Raw genomic sequence first — 20,455 nt, 5'->3', positions numbered from 1 at the left:
TGTGCTCCTGAATGACCGCACCACCGGGCAGCGCGTGGTTCAGCACTTCCATATAGTGGCTGATCGTGTCCGGAGTGACCTCCTTGCCCAGGCGTGCCTCCAGCAGCCCGTGCGCGTCATCCAGACCCAGGACGATCCCGCGCTTCATGTCATCCCAACACTGCTGCATCGCAGCGTTGTTGATCCAATCCTTTTTATACAGGCCGGTTCTTTTAATTGTCGGTGGGACCGTGAACCCCCTGCGAGCACGCGAGGAGCATGAAAAAGCGACCGAAGCCGTCGAAATGGACGCCCGAGCTTTTGCCGAGCTCAAAGAGGTGAAACCCACGCTCGTCGGTCGCGGGGATAAGATCCGGGAGAACCGGGTGCGGCTGATACAGTTGTACTGCCGCTGGAGCGGGCTTGACCCGGGTACACTTATCGCAGAGGCTCGTGAAACGGGTGTGAAGAAGACCGAACTGAGCTTGAAAGAGTTCTATGACTGGCTCAGGACCGATTATGTCATCCCGGAAAAAGGCGGGCGGCGAAAAGGCGAGAAAGGGCTGGCACCTCGGTCTGCCGGTCGGGTCATCGAAGATATTCGCGTCTTTTACAAAGAGAATGACGTCCCTATCGGCACGTTACACCTGCCCACACCGCGGAAATTGAAGGAGAATTTCAGGAAGTTCCTCTCAGCGCAGGACGTCAGGCGTATGATGGATGTCTGTGAGCGATTGCGGGATAGAGCGATCATGTTATGCGCATTTCAGGGCGGGCTGGCGATGAGAGAGCTCATCGCGCTGAACTATGGTGACGTGGCTGCGGGCTTGGAAAAGCGCGAAGTGCCCGTGACTTTACACCTCATGCGAGAGAAAGAGGGGATCGAATATTACACCTTCCTGGGTGAAGACGCGGTCGAGATCCTGAAGTGCTATCTCAAGCTGCGAGAGCGCGGGTCTCGCTATCTGGATCCCGAGGACCTGAAGAACGATTCCCCGCTCTTTATCTCAGAGTCGAACCGGCGGAGGAAGGAACGGGTCAGGGCGTACGAGAGCGGGATCAACAGAGCGATGCAGACCGTGGCGCTGAAGGCGGGCATGATCAACGAAGACGAACGCGGGAGAACCATCAACACGGCGGGTATTCACGCCTTACGTGCCTCCTTCTCCACGATCCTCCGCGATCAGGGTGTCCCACCCGACTATGTCGAGGAGATGCTCGGGCACCGGCTTCCGTATGACGGCGCGTACATGCGACCAACGGTGAACCGGCTCAAGGAGGCATATAAGAAAGCCTATCCTGCCCTGAGTCTCAAACCGGTCGTGACGAAGACCCCCCCCAAAGAAGAGCTTGACGAGCGTATCAAGGATTACCTGGCTCGGGCAGGCATACCGAACCATATCGGCGGCGTTTACAAATGCCCGGTCTGTTCGCGCGATATCGATCAGAACTGGAACGTGTGCCCGCACTGCGGCTCTGACATAGGGATCACCAAATGCCCGAAATGTAACTCGTCTACTTCTGCATCATGGCAATTTTGTCCGTACTGTAAAACAAAATTAAACAATCAGAAATGTCTTCATGATTGGATGACGCGGCGACGTACGTAAAAGTATCGTGCGCTTATTGTAAATGAATTTATATATATAAGCACACCACACAAAGTGAATTCAGAGTAATTGATAAACTGGTGATAACCCATGGGCGAAGAGGCGTGGCCAGAAGTGCAGAAAGCATTAGGGAACATAGGTAAGCAATGGGAACTAGGGGAATCTGCGTGGCGCATTTGGGGCTGCATCCTCTTCAAGTCGTGCCCTATTTCGCAGCGTGAGATCGAGCTGGGTACGGGCTATAGTCGCGGGACAGTACGTATAAGTCTGCAGAAATTGAAGTTGGCAAATATGACAAAGGAAATTCTCATGGGCGGGGAAACCCGTTATTATGTTAATACTTCACTCACGGAAGCGTTTGGTACGTTTTCACGGCTTTTCTTCGAGGATAACATACAACCGGTGATCGCACTGCTGGCGGGTAACCTTGATAAAGTGGAGAATCCGCGAGTGCAGAACCGGTTCCGCGAGCTGATCGAGGAATGCAAGAAATTGCAGTTCATCGTGCTTGTACAATCCCGGATCATTGAGCATATCAACACCAGTGCAATCGCGGCGGAAGACGCCAAAGAAGCCGAGTAATAGCTGTAGCTGTAAACCGGAGAACACGCTCGCCAGCCAGGGCAGCACGCATCAAACGTTCCGGGGCGTATCTGATCGCTCCGCATCCATTCGCAGATACCGCAAAAAGGTCTCCAGCGTGGGTATGGGTAGCGCGACGTAGACGGCTTTATGCTTCGCATCTTCCCCCGAAAGCTCCGGGGGCCGTGCAGTCTCCCACTCCACCTTCAGCTCCTTCTTCCCGTACCTCCGGGTCAGGTCTTTGAACTTCGCGAAGATCTTCTTCCCCATCGGGCAGAGCTGCAGCGTCGGCACCGGGCGGATCACCACGAACGGGAACAGCTTACATGCCGCAGGTCGCTGCTCATAGATGGTGCAGAGCCCCTCTTTCAGATACGGGCAGGGCGTCTTCAGGAAGTTGTCCAGCTCGCGGGTATCCAGCTTCTCGAAGAGTGCCTCGCCATCCAGGCGGTAGAGCCGCTCGATATCTTCTTCGTTCAGATGGATCGGCATCTCACTGCAGCATCTACAGCACCGCTCACAGTCGAAGTACTGCTGGATCGCCAGCGCGAGTTCCACAAAGCGCTCCTTGTCTCGCTCCATCACCGCCACGTTCCGCGAGAGCGTGAACCAGAAGGTCTCATCGCCAACCAGCTCACGGAATCGCACCGTTTGCTCGCGTAATCGCTCTTCGTCCATGCCGCATGCAGTCTGAAGAAAGCCGTTGAAGGAAAATAAACCTATCAGGATGGACGGAAGTAACCCGGGCTCCGTACTGATTGATCCGCTGCTTCAGGGCTTACCTATATGAGTACGTACACTAAAGACGCTGTTGAGCCGAGCGATACGCATCCACCCGCTTCAAACTCCATGCGGCATCGTCCAGCTCGCCGTGCTCCTTCCAGTACTCGTAATTCCGCTGCCATGCGGCCACCGGCACCTCATACCGCGAGATATCCTCGCCGGCGAGCGACATGATCTCCGCCGCATGCTCGTAGGCGTCCGCGGCGCCGAAGAAGTTATCGCGGGTGAAGAAGAAATTACCGATGGTTTCGTAGTGGTCTCGGCAGGCAGCATAGTCACCGGCCTTCTCATGCATCTGGCAGGCGAGATGCATCAGGAAGACCCACAACGAATGCTCACCCAGGCTGTCCGCGAGAGCAGCAGCCTTCTTAAACGATTCAGCCGCGTCGCGCCAGTTACTGCGTTTATCGAAGATGCGCGCCACGTTAAAATAGCCGTACATGCACAGGAAGTAGCTCCCTTTTCGTTCCTTCAGATCGGCATAGCGCTGCCACAGACCTAAAGCAACCTCGTCATTGCCCTCCTTCTCCGCAGCGCGCGCGTCACGTTCGTATGACCGCGCCTCCGCGTATGCATCTCTCACCTCTTCTTCACCTAACATGCCAACAATCACCCTACTTGTTTATGAGTATCGTAATATAAATATCTTTTCTATTTGAATTCTACATACTATAGCTTGTATTCGTGTTATTACGGGCCCGAACCCGCAGGACGCGCTCAGGGTACGTAAGGCGGTGCACTCACGCACCCACCCACCCACTCACTCGCGCGCCGCGCTTTCCTCAGACGAGTTGACGCCTGCCGCTTCTTCTGGATGCGCTTTCGGCTGCGTGCCGCGCATGTACAGCGAGAGTTTCACCCCGATAAAGGACAGGATAATAGCGCCAAGGATGGAGAAGAAGAGGGTAAAGTAACCCATCGGCTGCACATCCTTGCTTAACCAGATGATAGCCTCGCTCCCGCCCCAGAGGATCAACCCGGAGGCAACGATCGAGAAGAGAATGGCCCAGGGTCGCACGATTCGTTCCTCCTCGAGCACCATACTCATCATCCGCCCTATAAGGGGGGCGAGCGCGGCTCCAACATACCACCAGATGCTGGCGTTGATGAAGTACACCAGGCCAAGCAAGAACCATTCCCCGATCGCAGCCTGCGCATCCGTGTAGGCCATGATACCCTGTGAGGTGCCCACCAGAAAGAGCACGACGGCGACGATGTACGTCACGAACGAGATCTTCCCGGTATAGAAGGACTGCTTCACGCTCTCGGCGAACTCGATGATGAGATTCTCGCGTCCCGTGCCCTTGAGCATGAGGTAAACGCCAACGATACCCAGGATAAGCCCAAGTGTCTCGCCCGAGAGCTTCAGGAGCAGAGAAACAGCTAAGAGAAAAAGGATCAGGCCGACCGGGGGTAAGAACGTCCGTGAAATCTTGGGATCCTCCATTAACCGCTTGAACGCGTAAAACGTGTTCTCCAGCGGCTCTATCTGCTTCACCACCACACGCCGTACCGAATCGATCTTCACCCGCGACTGGATGATCGGGATAATCCATTCGTCCTCTGCACCGTCGCTGACCAGGATGGCAGAGTCAGCGTGGAATTGAGCGAGGACGTCATCAAGCTTCTGGCCTATCTTTCTATCCGAAACCGCACCGACACTCCGATCTCCGGCGATAAGCACTACCTCCGGCTCGACCCCCGTGTCGCCAGTCCTTATCTGCTCATAGATCCGAACCGCCTCGAAGATCGCATTGATGTCCGACTCCTCGGGATCGGCGAGTGCGAGCTTCGTTGCCGCGGATAACAGCGCATCCTTACCAATAATCGGTGTTACCAAGCCCGCTTTCCAACCGATATCGTCATCTCGGTCTATACAGGTCACAAGCGTCTTCGTTTTGGTTACCACCTGTATGTCCCTCTACAGAAAGAAGATACAGCTCCTTTACATATTAACCTTTCGTTGCGCTCTTCTCCTGCACGCCACAACGAACGGTCACGCAAAGTGCGAGAGTCGCAACTGCCGTGCTATACACTGTTCACCCGGTATCTCCACGGGATAGTTACCGGATACGCAGCCCAGACAGAGGTTGCTCTCATCGATACCAACGGCCTCGATCAGCCCCTCAGAGCTCACATAACGGACGGAGTCGGCGTGTAAAAACGCAGCGATCTCGTCGAGAGTCCGCCCACAGGCGACCAGCTCATCCCGCGTCGGTGTATCGATCCCGAGATAGCATGGCGCGATAATCGGTGGGCTCCCGATTCGCAGATGGACCTCACGCGCACCTTTCTTCTTCAAATGATCCACGATTATGCGCGAGGTCGTCCCGCGCACGATGCTGTCATCCACGAGCACGACGCGCATCCCAGCCACATTCGCGTGTACCACGTTCAATTTCAGGCGAACCGCGGTGTCACGCGTCGATTGCTCCGGCATAATGAACGTCCGTCCGACGTATCGGTTCTTGATCAGGCCTTCCATGTAATCGATGCCCGAACGCCGCGCATAGCCGATGGCGTAGGTGATGCCTGAGTCAGGGACGGGGGTGATGATGTCCGCATCCACCGGATGTTCCTCCGCCAGGCGCTCACCGATTCGCAGCCGCACATCATAGACCAAGCGCCCGTCGATTACCGAGTCTGGACGCGCGAAGTAGACGTATTCAAAGATACAATGAGCGCTGTTAAGCCCCCGGTACAACTGGTGGCTCTCAAACGGCACAGCACCGTTTTGGCGCGCTCGCCAGGGGCTCCCCGGGCTTTCTTCTGGAAACCCGAGCAGGAGTACCTCGCCAGGCCGGACGTCGCGCAGGAGCTCACCGCCCAGCGTGTCAATTGCGGGACTCTCAGACGCGACGATATAACCCGTGCGGTTGCCCGCCTCATCGTTCAGGGCGCCGATGCAGAGCGGTTTTATGCCGAGTGGATCCCGCACCGCGAGCACCGATGAGTCCATCAGGATGACCAGCGAATACGAGCCGACGACGCGGCGCATCAGCTCCTTCACCGCGTCCAGCGGAGTGTGGTTCATCAAATGCTTCACGAGCAACTGCGCGATTACCTCCGTATCCGAGTCCGAATGAAATATCCGCCCGTCACGTTCCAGCTCTTTCCGCAAGGCGGCGGTGTTGACGAGACTGCCGTTGAGGCCGATGGCGATCTCGCCGTGCCGATACGTGACCAGTAACGGTTCCGTAGATTCGATCCTGGATGCACCCCGGGTGGAATATTGGACGTGCCCGATACCCATAGTTCCCGTTAACGTGGCAATCTGTTCTTTGGAGAATACTTCGGAGACGAGTCCCCGGCCCTTGAGCAGCTTGACCGATTCCGCGTGCCCGGACACAGCGATGCCTGACGATTCCTGCCCGCGATGCTGTAACGCGTAGAGCGCATAATAGAGTGGTAGGGCCGCATTACCCCTGCTGAGCACGACACCCGCGATCCCGCATCCTTCGTTTAGGCCTCCTGGCCCTGCACCATCTCTCATCTCTGCGACCCCTTTTCAGTCCCCGTGAACGCCTGCATGATGGCGCAAAGCTTCGATTAGATACGCCAGTACGCCCGTTGCACTGCTAGTACATCCGCGACCCGTTGCTGTACCTCCGCACTCGGACGCATACCGCCGCTCTCCGGAAGTGCACCGGTTCCTGCCAGAAGCGACTGGAAGACTGCCAGCACGGAGTCGCCGAGTGCTTCATGATTATAACCCCCCTCTAACGTCAGTATGACCCGCCCCCAGCACTGCTCGTTCGCTATCGCCAGTACGAGCTCGGCGAATGCGCCAAAACCCGAGGTTGACACCTTCATTGAGGCGAGCGGATCAGTCGAATGCGTATCAAAACCCGCGGAGACAAGCACACATTCCGGCTGGAACTCACGCGCAATGGGCACCAGGATTGCGGTGAGCGCGAAGAGATACTCAGCATCACCACTACCAATGGGGAGCGGGATATTCACCGTATAACCCTCGCCTCCTCCCGCGCCCACCTCCGTTATCCAGCCCGTTCCTGGATAATGGGGATATTGATGGGTGGAGAGATAAAGAACGCCGGGATCCTCGTAGAAGATCTCCTGCGTGCCATTACCGTGGTGCACGTCCCAGTCCACAATGAGAATGCGTTTGAGGCGATACGCGCGCTTCAGGTATTCCGCGGCGATCGCGATATTATTGAAGATACAGAACCCGCGGCCGCGTTTAGCGTTCGCATGATGCCCGGGCGGTCGCACCAGTGCAAAAACCCGTTTCAGGGCGTTATCATTGGCCAGCACGCTATCAGCCGCACGCATGAGCCCGCCTGCTGCGAGGAGGGCTGTATCGAACGTCGCAGCGCAGACCGGCGTGTCAGGATCGAGCATGCCACCACCGCGCGCACTCATGTCCGCTACCTTCTGCACATACTCGCGGCTGTGCACGTACGTAACAGCCTCGATCGGCGCGCGCTCCGGGACGATATGTTCCAGCTGCGTGATGAGCTCCTGCTGCTCTAATTTCCGCATGATACTGAGCAATCGATCCGCGCTCTCGGGATGAACGCCCGTGTCATGACGCAAGAAATCCGCATGATAGACAAAGCCGGTAGACCTGGTCATCGTCGTGGGGTGAATGTGATAAGTGCTAAAAGGATTATAAACCTTTTGGAATACTATACTCTCCCGGGACGATTGCTTCCTACCCTGCATACCGCGTGCGGATCTTGAACCTCTTTTATTCAGCCGGTGGCTATACTACTATACATAACGAGGAACTGGCAGGGAGCATGGAGACGAAGAAGGTACTGCTTGAACTGGGCAAGAGTCTGTTGGAAGCGCTGGTCATCGTCGTGCTTATCGTTTCGGTCGCCTATGCGGCCACGGGCTCGTGGCACATTGGCTTCGCCGTTGAATCGGGGAGCATGGAGCCGAATATGCAGGTGGGCGATTTGATCCTCGTCCAGGCGCCGCACCGCACGACCATTACGACCTATGCAGAGGGTAAACTCACGGGATATGATTCCTTCAACACCTACGGGAATGTGATCATCTATCGCCCGAACGGGCTCACCGCGGCAACGCCCATCATCCATCGCGCGATGTACTGGGTTGAGCAAGGCGAGGCAATGCCGGATGGCAAGCCCGCGCCCCATGAGGGTTACATCACGAAAGGCGATAATAATTCCGGCTACGACCAGCCCATGCTGGGTGTCGAGCCGGTGAAGCCCGAGTGGATCATCGCGGTCGCGAAAGTCCGCGTTCCGTACCTCGGGTACCCCTCACTCCTCCTGAAGAAAGGTTTTTAAGCAGCAGGATGATTCAATAGTAGGAGCCACCAATGAGCCGAAAACCAGCTCGTATGTACACACGAGTGTCAGGACATGCGTACGTGCGCCGGGAGTACCTGGGAGGTGTACCCGGTAGCAAGATCACCATCTTCGATATGGGTAATGCCAGTGTCGACTTTCCGGTGACGCTGTCCTTAGTCGCCAAGGAGTCCTGCCAGATTCGGCATAATGCGCTCGAAGCGGCTCGAATCTTCGCGAACCGGTATCTGGTCAAGGGCGTAGGGCGAAAGAACTTCTACCTGAAAATTCGGCTCTATCCGCACCACGTGCTGCGCGAGAACAAGTTGGCGACCGGCGCGGGTGCGGACCGCGTCTCGAGTGGCATGCGCCATGCCTTTGGCCGTGCAGTGGGAACGGCGGCACGGGTGAAGAGCGGGCAGCGAATGCTCTCCGTCGGCGTCGAGCCGGATAACGTCGAGGCGGCCAAGGAAGCGCTCCGCCGCGCGAGCTACAAGCTCCCCACACCCTGCAGGATCGTTATTGACCGGGGCGAAGAGCTGCTCGCGGCCTGAAAACCATATTTCGGGACCGCACGCGCGACGCGAGCGGTACGAACTCGGAAAGATTTATAACCGTGCGCGTGTATATAAGGGGCATCAAAGGAATAAGATCGGTTTCTGAAAATGGAGCTTGCACACAATACCTTCCATAAGGTTCTTGTTCGCACCGCGGTGGTGATCACCACCATATCAGCTCGGGGTATCGCAAATGCCGCGCCGTTCAGCTTCAATTCACCCATCAGCTTCGAGCCACCGCTGTACGGATTCTCCTGTAATCCGGCACACGATACCTGGCGGAATATTCGGGCGAATGGCGAGTTCGTCGTCAATGTGGTGGGGAAAGAGCTTGGTGAGCGTCTGCACGTCCTGGAGACGGATTACCCGTACGAGGAGTGCGAGCTCACGCACGCGGGCTTAACCGAGGCACGAGCCAGCACGGTGAAGCCGCCGCGGATAAAAGAAGCGCTTGCATGGCTCGAATGCACCTGCGAGCATGCGGTCGAGTTGGGTGACCATATCTGGATAACGGGCCGGGTCGTGGCTGCGGCGGTGAAGGACGAGTACTGGAAAGCTCCCGGCGTTCTGGATCTCGAGAAAGCGAACCCCTTATGCCACCTGAGCGGTGACCTTTTCGTTACTGACCTGAAGGAGGCGAGATATAAGCGGGCGCCATGAAGCGCATAGTGCTGGCATATTCCGGTGGCCTGGACACCTCGGTCTGCATCCCTTTGCTCCGCGAGCAGTACGGATACGACGAAGTGATCGCGGTGCTGGTGGACGTGGGGCAGCCCGAGTCAGACATAAAAGAGGGCGTGAATCGTGCTACGAAGCTCGCTGATGTCGCGCTACTCCTCGATGCCCGGCAAGAGTTCGTCCACGATTACCTCTTCCCCTTGATCAAAGCGAACGGGGACTACGAGGGATACGTACTGGGCACGGCCATCGCGCGACCATTGATCGCGAAGAAAGTGGTGGTGGTCGCGCAGAATCGTGACGCCGAAGCAGTGGCACACGGCTGTACGGGCAAAGGCAACGACCAGCTCAGATTCGATGCGATCTTCAGAGCTACCGATCTGGCAGTTGTGGCACCGGTACGAGAGTTGAGCTTGACACGCGAGGAGGAGCACGCGTATGCGGCGAAGCACGGTATCGCCTTTGAATCAGAGAAGCGCTGGAGCATCGACGAGAACCTCTGGAGCAGAAGCATAGAGGGGAGCGAATTGGAGGATCCCGCGGCCTACCCGCCAGAAGAGATTTATAAATGGACCGTTTCCCAGGATGCGGCACCGGAGAAGCCGGAATTGATACAGGTCAGCTTTGAGCAGGGCGTACCCGTAGCGCTGAATGGCGAGCGAATGGACGGCCTCACGCTCATCACGAGGCTGAATGAGGTGGGCGGCATTCACGGTATCGGGCGCACGGATATGATCGAGGATCGTGTCCTGGGCTTCAAGGCGCGCGAGAACTACGAGCATCCCGCGGCCACGATACTGCTGAAGGCGCACCGCGATCTCGAGCGGCTCGTGCTCACGCGCAACGAGCTGCGGTTCAAAGCGGCGGTTGATCAGGCCTGGGGTGAGCTGGTCTACCAGGGTCTGGTTATGGATCCACTCTACGACGACCTCAACGCCTTCATCAATGAGACTCAGAAACGCGTGACCGGTACGGTACACCTGAAGCTGAGCAAAGGACTCGCTTGTGTTCTGGGTCGCGCATCGCCGAACGCATTATATTCACCCGGTGTCTCATTCGACGCCAAAGCGGAGACGCGAATCGTCGAAGGCTTCTCGGTCTATCACGGATTCCAGTCACGACTGATCAGGAGGTCATGTGATTAATCGTACGCACGATCCTTTACCATTCACGGCTCTCATGAACGCGCGGGTACGCAGGTCCACGATCGAAGGTGAAGCTATCGCCCCACCCTCAAAGAGTTATACCCATCGGGCCATCACCATCGCCGCGTTGGCGAAGCGGAGTGAGATCTTCTATCCTTTGCTCTCGGGTGACACGGAAGCAACGATGGCTGCGGCGCGGGCGCTGGGTGCCGGTATTACGGTACGCCGTGACGAGCCGGCCCCGAAGTTGCTGATCGACGGCGTTGACGGCCGGCCAGCGACACCAGATGATGTGCTCAATGCCGGGAACTCCGGCACCACGCTCCGCTTCTTCACCGCGGTCGCTGCGTTGTGTGAGGGCGTTACGGTGTTGACCGGGGACGACTCGTTACGTAAACGTCCAAACGGGGCGCTCCTGGCTGCGCTCACAGATCTCGGTGCCGAGGCGATCTCGACGAAAGCTGACGGAACAGCCCCGCTCGTGGTTCGCGGGCCACTCAAAGGTGGCACGACCACGTTTAATGGGTCCCAGAGCTCGCAGTTCGTCTCAGGTTTGCTCATCGCCTGTCCTCTTGCGGGCCATGATTCATATATCCTGGCGACCAATCTTAGTTCAGTACCGTACATGAGAATGACGACCGAGGTCATCCAGCAGGCGGGCGTTGAGATCCCCTGCTCGTGTCCTGAAGGTTCTCGCGATTACGCATTCCCGGTTACGGGTGGACAGGCGTACTCGTTAGCACGATATACCGTCCCCGGCGATTTCTCATCCGCCTCATATCTCCTGGCGGCTGCGGCCATCTCGAATTCACCCGTACGGGTCCGGAATCTCTTCCCGTCCGCACAGGGCGACTCGAGGATCGTCGCCTTACTGGAAGCGATGGGGGCCGCTCTCCACTGGGATCGGTCGGCGGGCGTTGTCGAGGTGAACGGCACCGTAACAGGCGGGTTACAGGCGATCTCGGTAGACCTGCGCGAGAATCCTGATCTGGTGCCGACCATAGCGGTGGTGGCGGCCGTCGCTGCGGGTACGACCGACATATCGGGTGTGGCGCATCTCAGGCTTAAAGAGACCGATCGGCTGCGGTATCTCGCCGAGGAGCTCACGAAGCTGGGCGTGCGGATAACCGAGAAGGAAGATGGCCTCCGTATAGAAGGGACGAAGGGCACGCCCTTGCAGGCCGCAGCGGTCTCTGCTCACGATGACCATCGCCTGGCAATGGCGCTCGTGGTTGCGGCTCTTACCGCGCGCGGTGAATCGGTGGTCAGCGGGGTGGACAGCGTAAAGATCTCCTATCCCTCTTTCTTTAAGGATATGCTTACTCTGGGAGCAGATATTGCTCTTTCGTAACTAACGGTGGTGTGCTCAGGCTGTGAAGACACAAGAGGAATTGCGGGACGAGATCAGTACGTTCAATGCGAAGTCCGTGCTCGTGGAGATGAAGGATCTCTCAGGCTCGATGCTCGACCTCGCGTACTCCGCGATCATCTACAACAATCCGGAGATCGCGAACGAAGTGTTCAAATTGGAGCAGACGATGCACTCGTTGCTCTACAAACTGCGCATCGCGATCATGCTGGGTGTGCGGAGCATCGAAGACGCCTTTGAGTTCGTCGGCATCTTGCAGATCGCCTCGGCGGCGGAGAAGATCTCGAATGCCGCAGGCGACATTGCCAAGGTCGCGACCTCCGTGAGCATCACCGACTATCTTGACCGCGAGGAGTTCGAGGAAGCGATCCTCAATGTACGGATCAAGCCGTCGTCAATACTCAGGAATAAGTCGCTGGCCGAGTTGCAGCTCGAGACGGAGACGGGTATGCACGTCCTGGCGTTGAAACGAGGCTCGCATTGGATTTTCTCGCCCGATAAGGACGAGCGACTGCTGGAGAACGATCTGATCATTACCTCAGGTCCGACTGAGGGCATACCCGCGTTCTGTAAACTGGCGACGGGCCGCGAATATCAGGAGCGCGAGAAGGAGACGGAAGAAGGACTCCAGCAGAAACGACTCACCGAGGAGATTGCCGATCTCATCGCGGATATGAAGAACCTGTCCGAGCTGATCGTCGGGCTCGCGTATTCCGCCGTTCGCTTTTACAGTAAAGAGATCGCGCAAGAAGTGAAGAACATGGAAGAATCGATGGATCGTATGAAGGAAGAGCTGGAGATCCTGGTGATCGAGGCGGCGCGCGGGGTGACCAAGCGGAGCAATTTCGCGGAGTTCCGTGGCTTACTGCATATCGCGTCGTCCTCAGAGATCCTTTCAGATGCCGCTTACGAGATCGCGGACGTCGTCCTTCGTGCTACCCCGTTACATCCGGTCTTTCGTGCCTCGATCGAGGAATCCGACGAGATTATTCTGAAGATGGCAGTGAAGAACCCGGAGATATTTGACCAGACACTCAAGACGTTGCGAATCGAGACCCGCACCGGGATGTTCATCCTCGCGATCCGGCGACGGGAGGGCAGGTGGGTCTATAACCCCGCGGGAAGTGCCGTGATCAAGAGCGGCGATCTGCTCATTATGCGCGGGCCTCGCGAGGGCGAGTCGAAGATGCGGGAGATCTGCGGCGATCTCTTGCCTGCTGCGTAGCGTCATTTACTTAATAAACGAGTAGCCTTACAGGTATACAGAAAAAGGGGGGTCGTGGCCTAGTCCGGTAGGGCAGCGGGCTCCAGACTCGCCGATCGTGCGTTCAAATCGCACCGACCCCACTTCGTTCCTTCTTCATTTCTGCTGTTACGATCGAGCAGCAGTTTACTCGCGCACGTGCTTCAGGATATGCGCGAGCTCAGGCATGATTATCTCTCGCAGTGCCAATTCAACTGCGTGAGGTGATCCGGGCAAGCAAAAAATCACTTTCTGTGCGATCACGCCGGCAAGTGCACGGCTCAATACCGCTGCCGTGCCGATCTCCTCATAGCTCTTGAGCCGGAAGAGCTCGCCGAAGCCCGGTATCTCCTTCTCCAGCAGGTGCCCCACCACTTCTATCGTGATATCGTGCGTCGTCAAGCCGGTTCCGCCTGTCGTGATGATGAAATCGGCATCCGAACGCAGCGCAGAAACTATACCGTCTCCAATGAGGCGCTCATCATCGGGCACCACCGCGTAATACACGACCGCGTGTCCATGCTGACGCGCGAGCTCCTGCGCTATCGCTCCCGAACGATCGCCGGGATCGATCTCACCCTGTGCTTGCTTCCCGTATTTCGAGGTGCTGATCGTGAGTATCGCGCAATTATACTGCTGCTTTAGATTGCGCTTATGCTGAGAGGGAACAACCGTTTTCTCATTTATCATGCTCTTACATGCTCGTCGGTGCATTTAACCCTTTATTCAGAATCGCCGCGAACGCACGGCAGAGCCCAAATGGGGGCTGTAACGGTAAGGAGTGCTACCGCAAATTCAGCTCGAAACGTATGCCGCAGGGGTAAAAAATACAGCATGAGATGGGTCGTTTAGATCACCAACCCCCAACATGTTGACAGCCCCCCAAATGCAAAGGTATATATAGGCCCAGGGTGTGTATACTGATTAGGAGGAGGTGATAAGTGGACACATGGCTTTCGAATGGGTTATTGGGATCGTATTCTTCGTTATCTTGCTCTTAGCTTCCTCAATCAAGGTGGTCAAGGAATATGAGCGCGGCGTTATCTTCAGACTCGGACGCCTGGTCGGTGCACGAGGCCCCGGGCTGTTCTTGATCATCCCGATCTTCGAGACCATGGTGAAGATCGACTTGCGGGTCGCTGTCTTCGATGTCACGCCGCAGGAGGTTATCACCAAGGATAATGTCACGACCCGGGTCAATGCCGTGGTGTATTACCGCGTGCTGGATCCCGAGAAGGCGGTGACCGAGGTGGAGCAGTATCAATATGCCACCTCTCAGATCGCACTGACGACCATCCGCAGTGTTATCGGACAGGCGGAACTGGACGAATTGCTCTCGGAGCGTGATAAGCTCAATAAGGAGCTGCAGCAGATCATCGACGACGCGACGGACCCCTGGGGGATCAAAGTCTCGGCCGTGGAGATCAAGGACGTGGAGCTGCCGAAGGAGATGCAGCGGGCGATGGCCGCGCAGGCTGAGGCTGAGCGGAACCGAAGGGCACGCGTGATCGCGGCAGATGCGGAGTTCCTGGCCGCGAAGAAGATCGCAGAGGCGGCGAACGTCCTCGAGAAAGAGGAAGGCGGCATGTTTATTCGGATGCTCCAGACCATCCAAGTGGCGACCGAGGAGAAGGCAACGACCGTCGTCATTCCCTTCCCGGTGGAGATGTTCACGGCACTGGGCTACGGCGCTCACAAGCAGTCTAAGCGCAGTGACGAGTCCACGGAGACCACGGACTAGCTAGCAGGCAGGACGAAGCTTTTTCTCTGACTGACCGTTCTTTCTCAGTGAACGGTCAATGGGGAAGCAGTTCCTGGAGATCACGGAGCAGCAGGAGGTAGAAGCGCTTATTGCACGCGTTGCGACCACGCTCGTGGAGAACTGGACGAGGAGCGGCCGTGCAGTGGAACGGGTGAGCATAACCGAGGCTCTTGGCCGCATTGCGGCAGCCGAGGTCGTCTCAGCGCTTGACGTCCCGCCCTTTGATCGTGCAACCATGGACGGCTACGCGGTCGTCGCTTCGGATACCTTCTATGCGGATGAAGTCCATCCGGTCTCACTGCAGCTCCTCGATACGCTCTTCGCCGGCATGCAGCCCACGCGCATCGTGACCGAAGGCTCCTGTATGGGTATTTCGACGGGCGCATCACTGCCAGCGGGCGCTAACGCCGTGGTCAAGATCGAGAATGCCGCTGAGTGTCAGGAGCACCGTGAAGGCAGATCGGTCACAGCGGTGCAGATCTTCAAACCGGTCGCTCCGGCTGAGAACGTGATGCATGCGGGCTCGGACATCAAACGGGGCGAGCGAATACTGGCGACTAACACGGTGCTCACGCCACGTGCGACCGGTGTTCTGGCGGCATGCGGGCTCACGGAAGTCCTCGTGCATCAAAAGCCCCGGGTTGCCATTCTCTCTACGGGTAACGAGCTCGTCGCACCGGGTGAAGCGCTCCCCCCGGCGAAGATCTATGATGTGAATGCGCAGACCCTCTGCGATTCGGTGCGAGCACTCGGTTGTATCCCCTGCGCGCTGGGGATTGCTCGGGATACCCCCGAAGCACTCTCCCAACTGCTAGAACGAGCGATAGAGACTGAAGCAGACGTTATTCTCGTGTCGGGCGGTACTTCAGCCGGCGTTGGCGATTTGCTGCCCCAAGCGATAGAGGCGCGCGGTGAGATGCTCGTACACGGCGTGGACATTAAACCCGGTAAGCCATTCATCTTCGGTATGATCCAGGAACGGCCAATATTCGGCCTGCCCGGGAATCCCACGTCCGCGCTGATCACCTTTAACCAGTTCGTGGCACCACTGCTGCGCCGACTCGCAGGTGCGGCACCCGAATTTGCGGGCCGATCTGGTCGGACAATCACCGCACAGGTGACGCAACGTATCTTCTCCGAGCCGGGGCGAAACGAATACGTGCTCGTTAAGCTCAGCGCGCCCGGGAGCCCGGAAGAGTATCACCGCGCTACGCCCGTACTCTCTGGCTCGGGCGCAATCACCACGCTCGCAAAGGCCGATGGCTACTTCCTCATGGCGAAGGGCAAAGAGCTGCTCGAGGAGAACGAGTTGGTGGATGTGGTTCTGTTCTCCGAGTTACCGGCCGGTACCCCCTGGTGAACGGTGAGGCGATAGTCCGGGCGGGAACGGCGCACCGGGCAATATTTATATGGGACGGTGGGTATGTACTGTACATATGTCCCGCCTTAACTCAGTCTGGAAGAGTGCGCGGCTGTAGTGTGGCGTTTTAGATCACCTCCCGAAGATCTTATTACCGCGCGCGGACACCGTGCTGTCCCCGGTTCAAATCCGGGAGGCGGGATTCTCTCGCAACATGGCTGAACTGAAAGAACTGCTGAGGAAATTGGCTGAGGCACATGCCCTCTCGGGCTACGAGAACGAGGTACGGGTGATCGTCGAGGAGGAGCTCGAGGACTATGCGGACGAGATCTCGATCGACAAGCTCGGGAATCTGATCGCGACGCACCATGGTAAGAAGCCGTCCGTGATGCTCGCCGCACACCTCGATGAGATCGGGCTCATGGTGAAGCATATCAATGACGAGGGTTTTATCACCTTCTCACCCATTGGCGGCTGGTTTGACCAGTCGCTGCTCAACCAGCGCGTGATTCTACAGGCCAGAGGTGGCGGTCTCTACGGCGTTATCGGCTCGAAACCGCCGCATGGCATGAAGCAGGAAGAGCGCGAGAAGGTGATCAAACTCGAAGATATGTTCATCGATGTCGGTGCGCGAACCAGAGACGAGGTGGAGCAGATGGGCATTTCAGTCGGGACTCCCGTCATCCTCGATCGCCATCTCGCCGATCTCGGTAACGAACGGGTTACCTGTAAGGCCTTTGACAACCGCGCAGGCGTTGCGGTAATGATCGAGGCGCTCAAGCGAACGACCACGGACTGTGAGGTGTATGCGGTAGGTACGGTGCAGGAAGAAGTGGGCCTGAAAGGTGCGCGAACCTCTGCGTATGCGCTCACACCGGACGTTGCCTTAGCGATCGATGTGGAAGTCGCGGGCGGCCATCCGGGCATAGAGAAGAAGGATCGGCCGGTGGAGCTGGGAAAAGGCCCCGTGATTACCGTCTCCGACGCCTCGGGCCGCGGCATTATCACGCCACCTGCGGTACTTAACTGGCTCAAAGAGACCGCAGCTCAATACACTATCGCCTACCAGCTCAGCGTCGCGGACGGGGGGAATACCGATGCGAGCGTGATCCATCTGACAAAGTGCGGTATCCCCACGGGTATCGTGAGCATTCCCACGCGCTATATACACTCGCCGGTCGAGCTGTTGAGCTTACAGGATCTCACGAACTGCGCCGACCTCATTGCGCGGGCGCTCGAGCGCGTGGTCGATTATTTCTGATGCATGGCAGCCGTAAACCTCGGCGATATCGTCCCCGTTTCTACCATCGATTGGCGCGGCAAGACCGCCATGGTCATCTTTTTGCGCGGATGCCCGCTCAACTGCGTTTACTGTCAGAACGCGCAGATCCGCGCGGGCTCGAACTACGTGGACCTGGATGACCTTGAGGCCGAGATCGTGAAGAACGCGTGCGTCATCGATGCGGTCGTGCTCTCGGGTGGTGAACCGTGCATGCAGCCGGTCGCACTGGAAGCACTTGCGGCCGTTGCCCGGAAGCAGGGGCTGCTCGTTGCCGTGCAGACCTGTGGCTATTATCCCGATGCGGTCGAATCGCTCCTGCACCAAGGGCTCGTTGAGAAGCTCTTCCTTGATATCAAGGCACCGCTCTCGTCCGGGGCGCGGTACGACGAGCTAACGCGGGCCACGGGCGTTGCGGCACGGGTAAAACGCACGCTCGAGGTCTGCGTTCACGCGGCTGTTGAGTTCGAGGTGATCACCACCGTCTTCAAAGGACTCGTGGCCCGTGAGGAGGTGACGGCAATCGCGCGCGAGCTTGTTGCACGGGGTGCCCATGCGCAACCGTACATCATCCAGCAGGGGCGGGCAGAGGTCGTTTCGGGTCGAACGCTCGATGCAACTGCAGTTTTCAGCCGTGCGGAGTTGAAAGAGCTCGCGGCTGAGGCGCTTAGCGCAGCGCCCTTGCACGAGGTGAGAATCAGAACACGAGAGCAGGGCGAGGAAGTGGTCTTTAAGCTGAGCTCAGGTAAAAAGGTAAACGAGCGAACATGGTGAGCGTATTTCTTGAGGCGATACCGGCAAATCTGCGGGCCGCACAGGCGCTCTGCGCGGACAATGCCGCGAATAATGCCACCTTCTTCTGGTTCGGGATGCTGATCAGGATACGAGGCGACGAGCGGCTGATCTTCAAACGCGAGGTGATCGAGGCCGCGGTCGGCCGCGGGCTGACCGAGAACGAGTGGGAGAGCATCATGTTGAATTATCTCGGCGTGATCACGCAGGCGGATCGTACCCTGCTCGTCTTCGAGAATTCAGCGGAATCGCAGGTGATGGATGAGTACTGGGACAAGCGATTGGCGCGGCTCGCTCAACCGGAAAACTTAAAGACTAGTGATGCTCTACTCTAATACCAAGAACATGGCGAAGATAAAGTATGTGTACTGGGAGGATGACATCGGCGGGAAGAAATGCGTGCTGGAGACCGTAGCGTATAGATATGGCTATTCCGTGGGCCCGCATGGTCAGTGGGAGATGCTCATCGCCCGGGAGGACAAAGACGTGCAGAAAGACCAGACCGTGACGATCAAGATAGAAGAGGTTGAGATCCCGCCGAAGTCAATTGTGCTAGCCTGTCTCACATTGCGACATGCGCTTGGTGTGGTGCTTACAGCTGATGCGATGGGCAAGCCCAAGGGCGTTGAGACGCGTCGGGTTCTTGACGAAGTCGTTTTTCTCCCTATCCATGATGGTACCGTGCATAAAGGGGAATTGCTCACGGTCGTTAACGTGTTTCACGCTACACCGGAGCGAAGATTTGCCCGAGGTGCCGCGGAAAAGTGGTTGCAGGAACGCTACAGATACTAGCCTTCATCGGCGCACCTGCATCAGGAAAGACCGTCGCAGCCACCGTTGCGAAGGATCTGAACATCCCCGTCATCACCATGGGCGACGTGATACGGGCGGAGCTCCAGAGCCGTATGCTGCCCGTGACTGACGAGAACGCGGGCAGAATAGCGAACGAGCTCCGGGCGAATGAGGGGCTTGATGCCATTGCCAAACGGTGCATCCCCCGTATCCATGACCTGCTGGTGAGCGGTATGACCGAAGCGGAGCACAAGCTCATTGTGGTTGATGGTATCCGAGGCGTGCCTGAGGTAGAAGCATTCAAGCGCGCGTTTGGGACGAATTTTGTGCTCGTACTGATCGATGCGCCGCTTTCGCTGCGCTATACACGGATAAAGAATCGTGGGCGCGGCGATGACTCGCTGGCACTCGCGGAGTTTCAGGCGCGTGAGGCGCGCGAGAACCGCTGGGGGATGGGCGAGGCGATGAAGCAGGCCGATCTCGTGCTGCGGAACGAGGGCTCGCTCAGAGCATTTAAGGAGCAGATAAAGGCGCTGCTTCAGAATCCCCGGCACACCTGTTGAGCGCGCCCTTCGCACGTCCGTGAACCGGTGCCTGAGGTTCGCGCGGCGAAGAAGGAGCACACCGCAGCGGGTTAACAGTCACGGTTCACACTCAACGTCTCTATCTCATGACCCCCAGTACCAAGATCGAAGAGGACCGGGATCTTCAAGTTCTCGGTGGCGACCCGGTATTGGCGCTTTGCTCTACTCCCTTTCCGTTCTAAGATGCCGTCCGCGTGCAAGCCCGCCAGGTAGGTCGAGATGGTGCTCAACCGCACGCTCTCTTCAAATTTATCTTCGTAAATTCGCCGCAGCTGTGAAGACGTGAACCACCCTTGGGGTGCATGGGGGTCATAGCGCAAGAAAGAAGCAAGCCGCTCTTTGATCGTGAGCCCTTCGCCATCGGGATCGTAAGCGTCCTGTAAGGAGATCGGGGCAAGCTGCCCTTCCAAAAACTTGAGCACGTCCTTGATCGTGGCCTGTTTGAGCATCTCCAGCTGCAAATCGCCCTCCTTCTCTATGGATGACTTCACGCCCGCGTCATCCGTCACTTCCACCCGCACCTTCATCGCGCCTTCACCGCCTTCACTGGTTCAGTGAACAAATGAACTCAAGGTGGAGGTTATATATAAAGGGGACTGCTCTTACTACCCGTTCGCGGGGTATTTCTGATGGAACGAAGCGGTGAATAAGTGAAGCT

The 20,455-nt window shown here is 57.4% G+C and carries 23 protein-coding genes and 2 tRNA genes; 17 read left to right on the top strand and 8 right to left on the bottom strand.

Features of this window, described 5'->3' with window-relative positions; all coding sequences use genetic code 11:
* The coding region (locus tag ENN68_08350) for a methyl-coenzyme M reductase subunit alpha (protein HDS46077.1) at positions 1–169 on the bottom strand (169 nt) is incomplete at its 3' end.
* On the opposite strand from ENN68_08350, the gene ENN68_08345 reads away from it, so the two are divergent.
* Together ENN68_08345 and ENN68_08340 are read left to right on the top strand one after the other, a co-directional pair.
* The gene (locus ENN68_08345; GenBank protein HDS46076.1) at positions 147–1,589 is read left to right on the top strand and encodes a hypothetical protein; all 1,443 of its coding nucleotides are present in this window, start codon (positions 147–149) and stop codon (positions 1,587–1,589) included. The two genes, ENN68_08350 and ENN68_08345, sit on opposite strands and share 23 nt — an antisense overlap.
* A 90-nt stretch (positions 1,590–1,679) precedes the next feature.
* A complete protein-coding gene (locus ENN68_08340) occupies positions 1,680–2,171 on the top strand; it encodes a hypothetical protein (GenBank protein ID HDS46075.1) in 492 nt (163 codons plus the stop codon).
* Between the two features lie 51 nt (positions 2,172–2,222).
* Here ENN68_08340 and ENN68_08335 read toward each other — a convergent pair whose 3' ends face one another.
* The 5 genes from ENN68_08335 to ENN68_08315 all read right to left on the bottom strand — a co-directional run bounded on the left by ENN68_08335 (position 2,223) and on the right by ENN68_08315 (position 7,550).
* The gene (locus ENN68_08335) at positions 2,223–2,849 is read right to left on the bottom strand and encodes a YkgJ family cysteine cluster protein (GenBank protein HDS46074.1); all 627 of its coding nucleotides are present in this window, start codon (positions 2,847–2,849) and stop codon (positions 2,223–2,225) included.
* A 121-nt stretch (positions 2,850–2,970) separates the two neighbouring features.
* Entirely contained in the window at positions 2,971–3,555 is a 585-nt protein-coding gene (locus tag ENN68_08330) for a hypothetical protein (GenBank protein HDS46073.1), read from the bottom strand.
* A gap of 159 nt (positions 3,556–3,714) precedes the next feature.
* On the bottom strand, positions 3,715–4,869 hold the full coding sequence (locus ENN68_08325) for a DUF373 family protein (GenBank protein HDS46072.1): 1,155 nt from the start codon (positions 4,867–4,869) through the stop codon (positions 3,715–3,717).
* 81 nt (positions 4,870–4,950) lie between these two features.
* Positions 4,951–6,447 (bottom strand): amidophosphoribosyltransferase, encoded by a 1,497-nt coding sequence (gene purF, locus ENN68_08320; protein HDS46071.1) that lies wholly within the window; start codon positions 6,445–6,447, stop codon positions 4,951–4,953.
* A gap of 56 nt (positions 6,448–6,503) precedes the next feature.
* Positions 6,504–7,550 carry a histone deacetylase gene (locus ENN68_08315; protein HDS46070.1) on the bottom strand — a complete coding sequence of 349 codons (1,047 nt, stop codon included), beginning with the start codon at positions 7,548–7,550 and terminating at the stop codon, positions 6,504–6,506.
* Positions 7,551–7,717: 167 nt separating this feature from the next.
* Between ENN68_08315 and ENN68_08310 the strand changes: the two genes are divergently transcribed.
* The 7 genes from ENN68_08310 to ENN68_08280 all read left to right on the top strand — a co-directional run bounded on the left by ENN68_08310 (position 7,718) and on the right by ENN68_08280 (position 13,332).
* Entirely contained in the window at positions 7,718–8,236 is a 519-nt protein-coding gene (locus tag ENN68_08310) for a signal peptidase I (GenBank protein ID HDS46069.1), read from the top strand.
* A gap of 32 nt (positions 8,237–8,268) precedes the next feature.
* Positions 8,269–8,790: a 50S ribosomal protein L16 gene (locus tag ENN68_08305; protein HDS46068.1), complete on the top strand. Its 522-nt coding sequence runs from the start codon at positions 8,269–8,271 to the stop codon at positions 8,788–8,790.
* Between the two features lie 111 nt (positions 8,791–8,901).
* Entirely contained in the window at positions 8,902–9,453 is a 552-nt protein-coding gene (locus tag ENN68_08300) for a flavin reductase family protein (GenBank protein ID HDS46067.1), read from the top strand.
* Positions 9,450–10,616: an argininosuccinate synthase gene (locus ENN68_08295; protein ID HDS46066.1), complete on the top strand. Its 1,167-nt coding sequence runs from the start codon at positions 9,450–9,452 to the stop codon at positions 10,614–10,616. Before ENN68_08300 ends, ENN68_08295 begins: the two co-directional genes overlap by 4 nt.
* Positions 10,617–10,650: 34 nt before the next feature.
* Positions 10,651–11,967 (top strand): 3-phosphoshikimate 1-carboxyvinyltransferase, encoded by a 1,317-nt coding sequence (gene aroA, locus ENN68_08290; protein ID HDS46065.1) that lies wholly within the window; start codon positions 10,651–10,653, stop codon positions 11,965–11,967.
* Between the two features lie 22 nt (positions 11,968–11,989).
* Positions 11,990–13,210 carry a potassium channel protein gene (locus ENN68_08285; protein HDS46064.1) on the top strand — a complete coding sequence of 407 codons (1,221 nt, stop codon included), beginning with the start codon at positions 11,990–11,992 and terminating at the stop codon, positions 13,208–13,210.
* Between the two features lie 48 nt (positions 13,211–13,258).
* Positions 13,259–13,332: transfer RNA gene (locus ENN68_08280), tRNA-Trp, on the top strand.
* A 43-nt stretch (positions 13,333–13,375) separates the two neighbouring features.
* On the opposite strand, the gene ENN68_08275 is transcribed toward ENN68_08280, so the two are convergent.
* Positions 13,376–13,918, bottom strand: coding sequence for a molybdenum cofactor biosynthesis protein MoaB (locus ENN68_08275; protein ID HDS46063.1), 543 nt, complete (start codon positions 13,916–13,918; stop codon positions 13,376–13,378).
* Between the two features lie 259 nt (positions 13,919–14,177).
* Between ENN68_08275 and ENN68_08270 the strand changes: the two genes are divergently transcribed.
* The 8 genes from ENN68_08270 (at position 14,178) to fliE (ending at position 19,776) form a co-directional block, all read left to right on the top strand.
* Entirely contained in the window at positions 14,178–14,969 is a 792-nt protein-coding gene (locus ENN68_08270; GenBank protein ID HDS46062.1) for a slipin family protein, read from the top strand.
* Between the two features lie 58 nt (positions 14,970–15,027).
* On the top strand, positions 15,028–16,350 hold the full coding sequence (locus ENN68_08265) for a molybdopterin molybdenumtransferase MoeA (protein ID HDS46061.1): 1,323 nt from the start codon (positions 15,028–15,030) through the stop codon (positions 16,348–16,350).
* An 80-nt stretch (positions 16,351–16,430) separates the two neighbouring features.
* Positions 16,431–16,552 (top strand) — tRNA-Tyr (locus tag ENN68_08260).
* A 12-nt stretch (positions 16,553–16,564) separates the two neighbouring features.
* The gene (locus ENN68_08255) at positions 16,565–17,611 is read left to right on the top strand and encodes a M42 family peptidase (protein ID HDS46060.1); all 1,047 of its coding nucleotides are present in this window, start codon (positions 16,565–16,567) and stop codon (positions 17,609–17,611) included.
* 3 nt (positions 17,612–17,614) lie between these two features.
* The gene (locus ENN68_08250) at positions 17,615–18,403 is read left to right on the top strand and encodes an anaerobic ribonucleoside-triphosphate reductase activating protein (GenBank protein HDS46059.1); all 789 of its coding nucleotides are present in this window, start codon (positions 17,615–17,617) and stop codon (positions 18,401–18,403) included.
* Positions 18,397–18,756 carry a hypothetical protein gene (locus ENN68_08245; GenBank protein ID HDS46058.1) on the top strand — a complete coding sequence of 120 codons (360 nt, stop codon included), beginning with the start codon at positions 18,397–18,399 and terminating at the stop codon, positions 18,754–18,756. The genes ENN68_08250 and ENN68_08245 overlap by 7 nt, the downstream gene beginning before the upstream one ends.
* Positions 18,743–19,213, top strand: coding sequence for a DUF22 domain-containing protein (locus ENN68_08240; GenBank protein HDS46057.1), 471 nt, complete (start codon positions 18,743–18,745; stop codon positions 19,211–19,213). Before ENN68_08245 ends, ENN68_08240 begins: the two co-directional genes overlap by 14 nt.
* Positions 19,162–19,776: a flagellar hook-basal body complex protein FliE gene (gene fliE, locus ENN68_08235; GenBank protein HDS46056.1), complete on the top strand. Its 615-nt coding sequence runs from the start codon at positions 19,162–19,164 to the stop codon at positions 19,774–19,776. The genes ENN68_08240 and fliE overlap by 52 nt, the downstream gene beginning before the upstream one ends.
* A gap of 71 nt (positions 19,777–19,847) precedes the next feature.
* Here the strand turns inward: fliE and ENN68_08230 are convergent, their stop codons facing one another.
* A complete protein-coding gene (locus ENN68_08230) occupies positions 19,848–20,324 on the bottom strand; it encodes a hypothetical protein (GenBank protein ID HDS46055.1) in 477 nt (158 codons plus the stop codon).
* Positions 20,325–20,455 lie beyond the last annotated feature (131 nt).

This window comes from Methanomicrobia archaeon (genome assembly GCA_011049045.1).
Taxonomy (GTDB): domain Archaea; phylum Halobacteriota; class Syntropharchaeia; order Alkanophagales; family Methanospirareceae; genus JACGMN01.
Note: the sequence above shows the minus strand (reverse complement) of the source record. Positions and strands in the feature narration are given on the sequence as shown.

Excerpts from the sequence above, each read along its gene's own strand:
- ENN68_08345 (HDS46076.1), top strand. The coding sequence starts at position 147 with ATGTCATCCCAACACTGCTGCATCGCAGCGTTGTTGATCCAATCCTTT.
- ENN68_08340 (HDS46075.1), top strand. The coding sequence starts at position 1,680 with ATGGGCGAAGAGGCGTGGCCAGAAGTGCAGAAAGCATTAGGGAACATA.
- ENN68_08335 (HDS46074.1), bottom strand. The coding sequence starts at position 2,849 with ATGGACGAAGAGCGATTACGCGAGCAAACGGTGCGATTCCGTGAGCTG.
- ENN68_08330 (HDS46073.1), bottom strand. The coding sequence starts at position 3,555 with ATGTTAGGTGAAGAAGAGGTGAGAGATGCATACGCGGAGGCGCGGTCA.
- purF (HDS46071.1), bottom strand. The coding sequence starts at position 6,447 with ATGAGAGATGGTGCAGGGCCAGGAGGCCTAAACGAAGGATGCGGGATC.
- ENN68_08315 (HDS46070.1), bottom strand. The coding sequence starts at position 7,550 with ATGACCAGGTCTACCGGCTTTGTCTATCATGCGGATTTCTTGCGTCAT.
- ENN68_08310 (HDS46069.1), top strand. The coding sequence starts at position 7,718 with ATGGAGACGAAGAAGGTACTGCTTGAACTGGGCAAGAGTCTGTTGGAA.
- ENN68_08305 (HDS46068.1), top strand. The coding sequence starts at position 8,269 with ATGAGCCGAAAACCAGCTCGTATGTACACACGAGTGTCAGGACATGCG.
- ENN68_08300 (HDS46067.1), top strand. The coding sequence starts at position 8,902 with ATGGAGCTTGCACACAATACCTTCCATAAGGTTCTTGTTCGCACCGCG.
- ENN68_08295 (HDS46066.1), top strand. The coding sequence starts at position 9,450 with ATGAAGCGCATAGTGCTGGCATATTCCGGTGGCCTGGACACCTCGGTC.
- aroA (HDS46065.1), top strand. The coding sequence starts at position 10,651 with ATGAACGCGCGGGTACGCAGGTCCACGATCGAAGGTGAAGCTATCGCC.
- ENN68_08275 (HDS46063.1), bottom strand. The coding sequence starts at position 13,918 with ATGATAAATGAGAAAACGGTTGTTCCCTCTCAGCATAAGCGCAATCTA.
- ENN68_08270 (HDS46062.1), top strand. The coding sequence starts at position 14,178 with ATGGCTTTCGAATGGGTTATTGGGATCGTATTCTTCGTTATCTTGCTC.
- ENN68_08265 (HDS46061.1), top strand. The coding sequence starts at position 15,028 with ATGGGGAAGCAGTTCCTGGAGATCACGGAGCAGCAGGAGGTAGAAGCG.
- ENN68_08255 (HDS46060.1), top strand. The coding sequence starts at position 16,565 with ATGGCTGAACTGAAAGAACTGCTGAGGAAATTGGCTGAGGCACATGCC.
- ENN68_08250 (HDS46059.1), top strand. The coding sequence starts at position 17,615 with ATGGCAGCCGTAAACCTCGGCGATATCGTCCCCGTTTCTACCATCGAT.
- ENN68_08245 (HDS46058.1), top strand. The coding sequence starts at position 18,397 with ATGGTGAGCGTATTTCTTGAGGCGATACCGGCAAATCTGCGGGCCGCA.
- ENN68_08240 (HDS46057.1), top strand. The coding sequence starts at position 18,743 with ATGCTCTACTCTAATACCAAGAACATGGCGAAGATAAAGTATGTGTAC.
- ENN68_08230 (HDS46055.1), bottom strand. The coding sequence starts at position 20,324 with ATGAAGGTGCGGGTGGAAGTGACGGATGACGCGGGCGTGAAGTCATCC.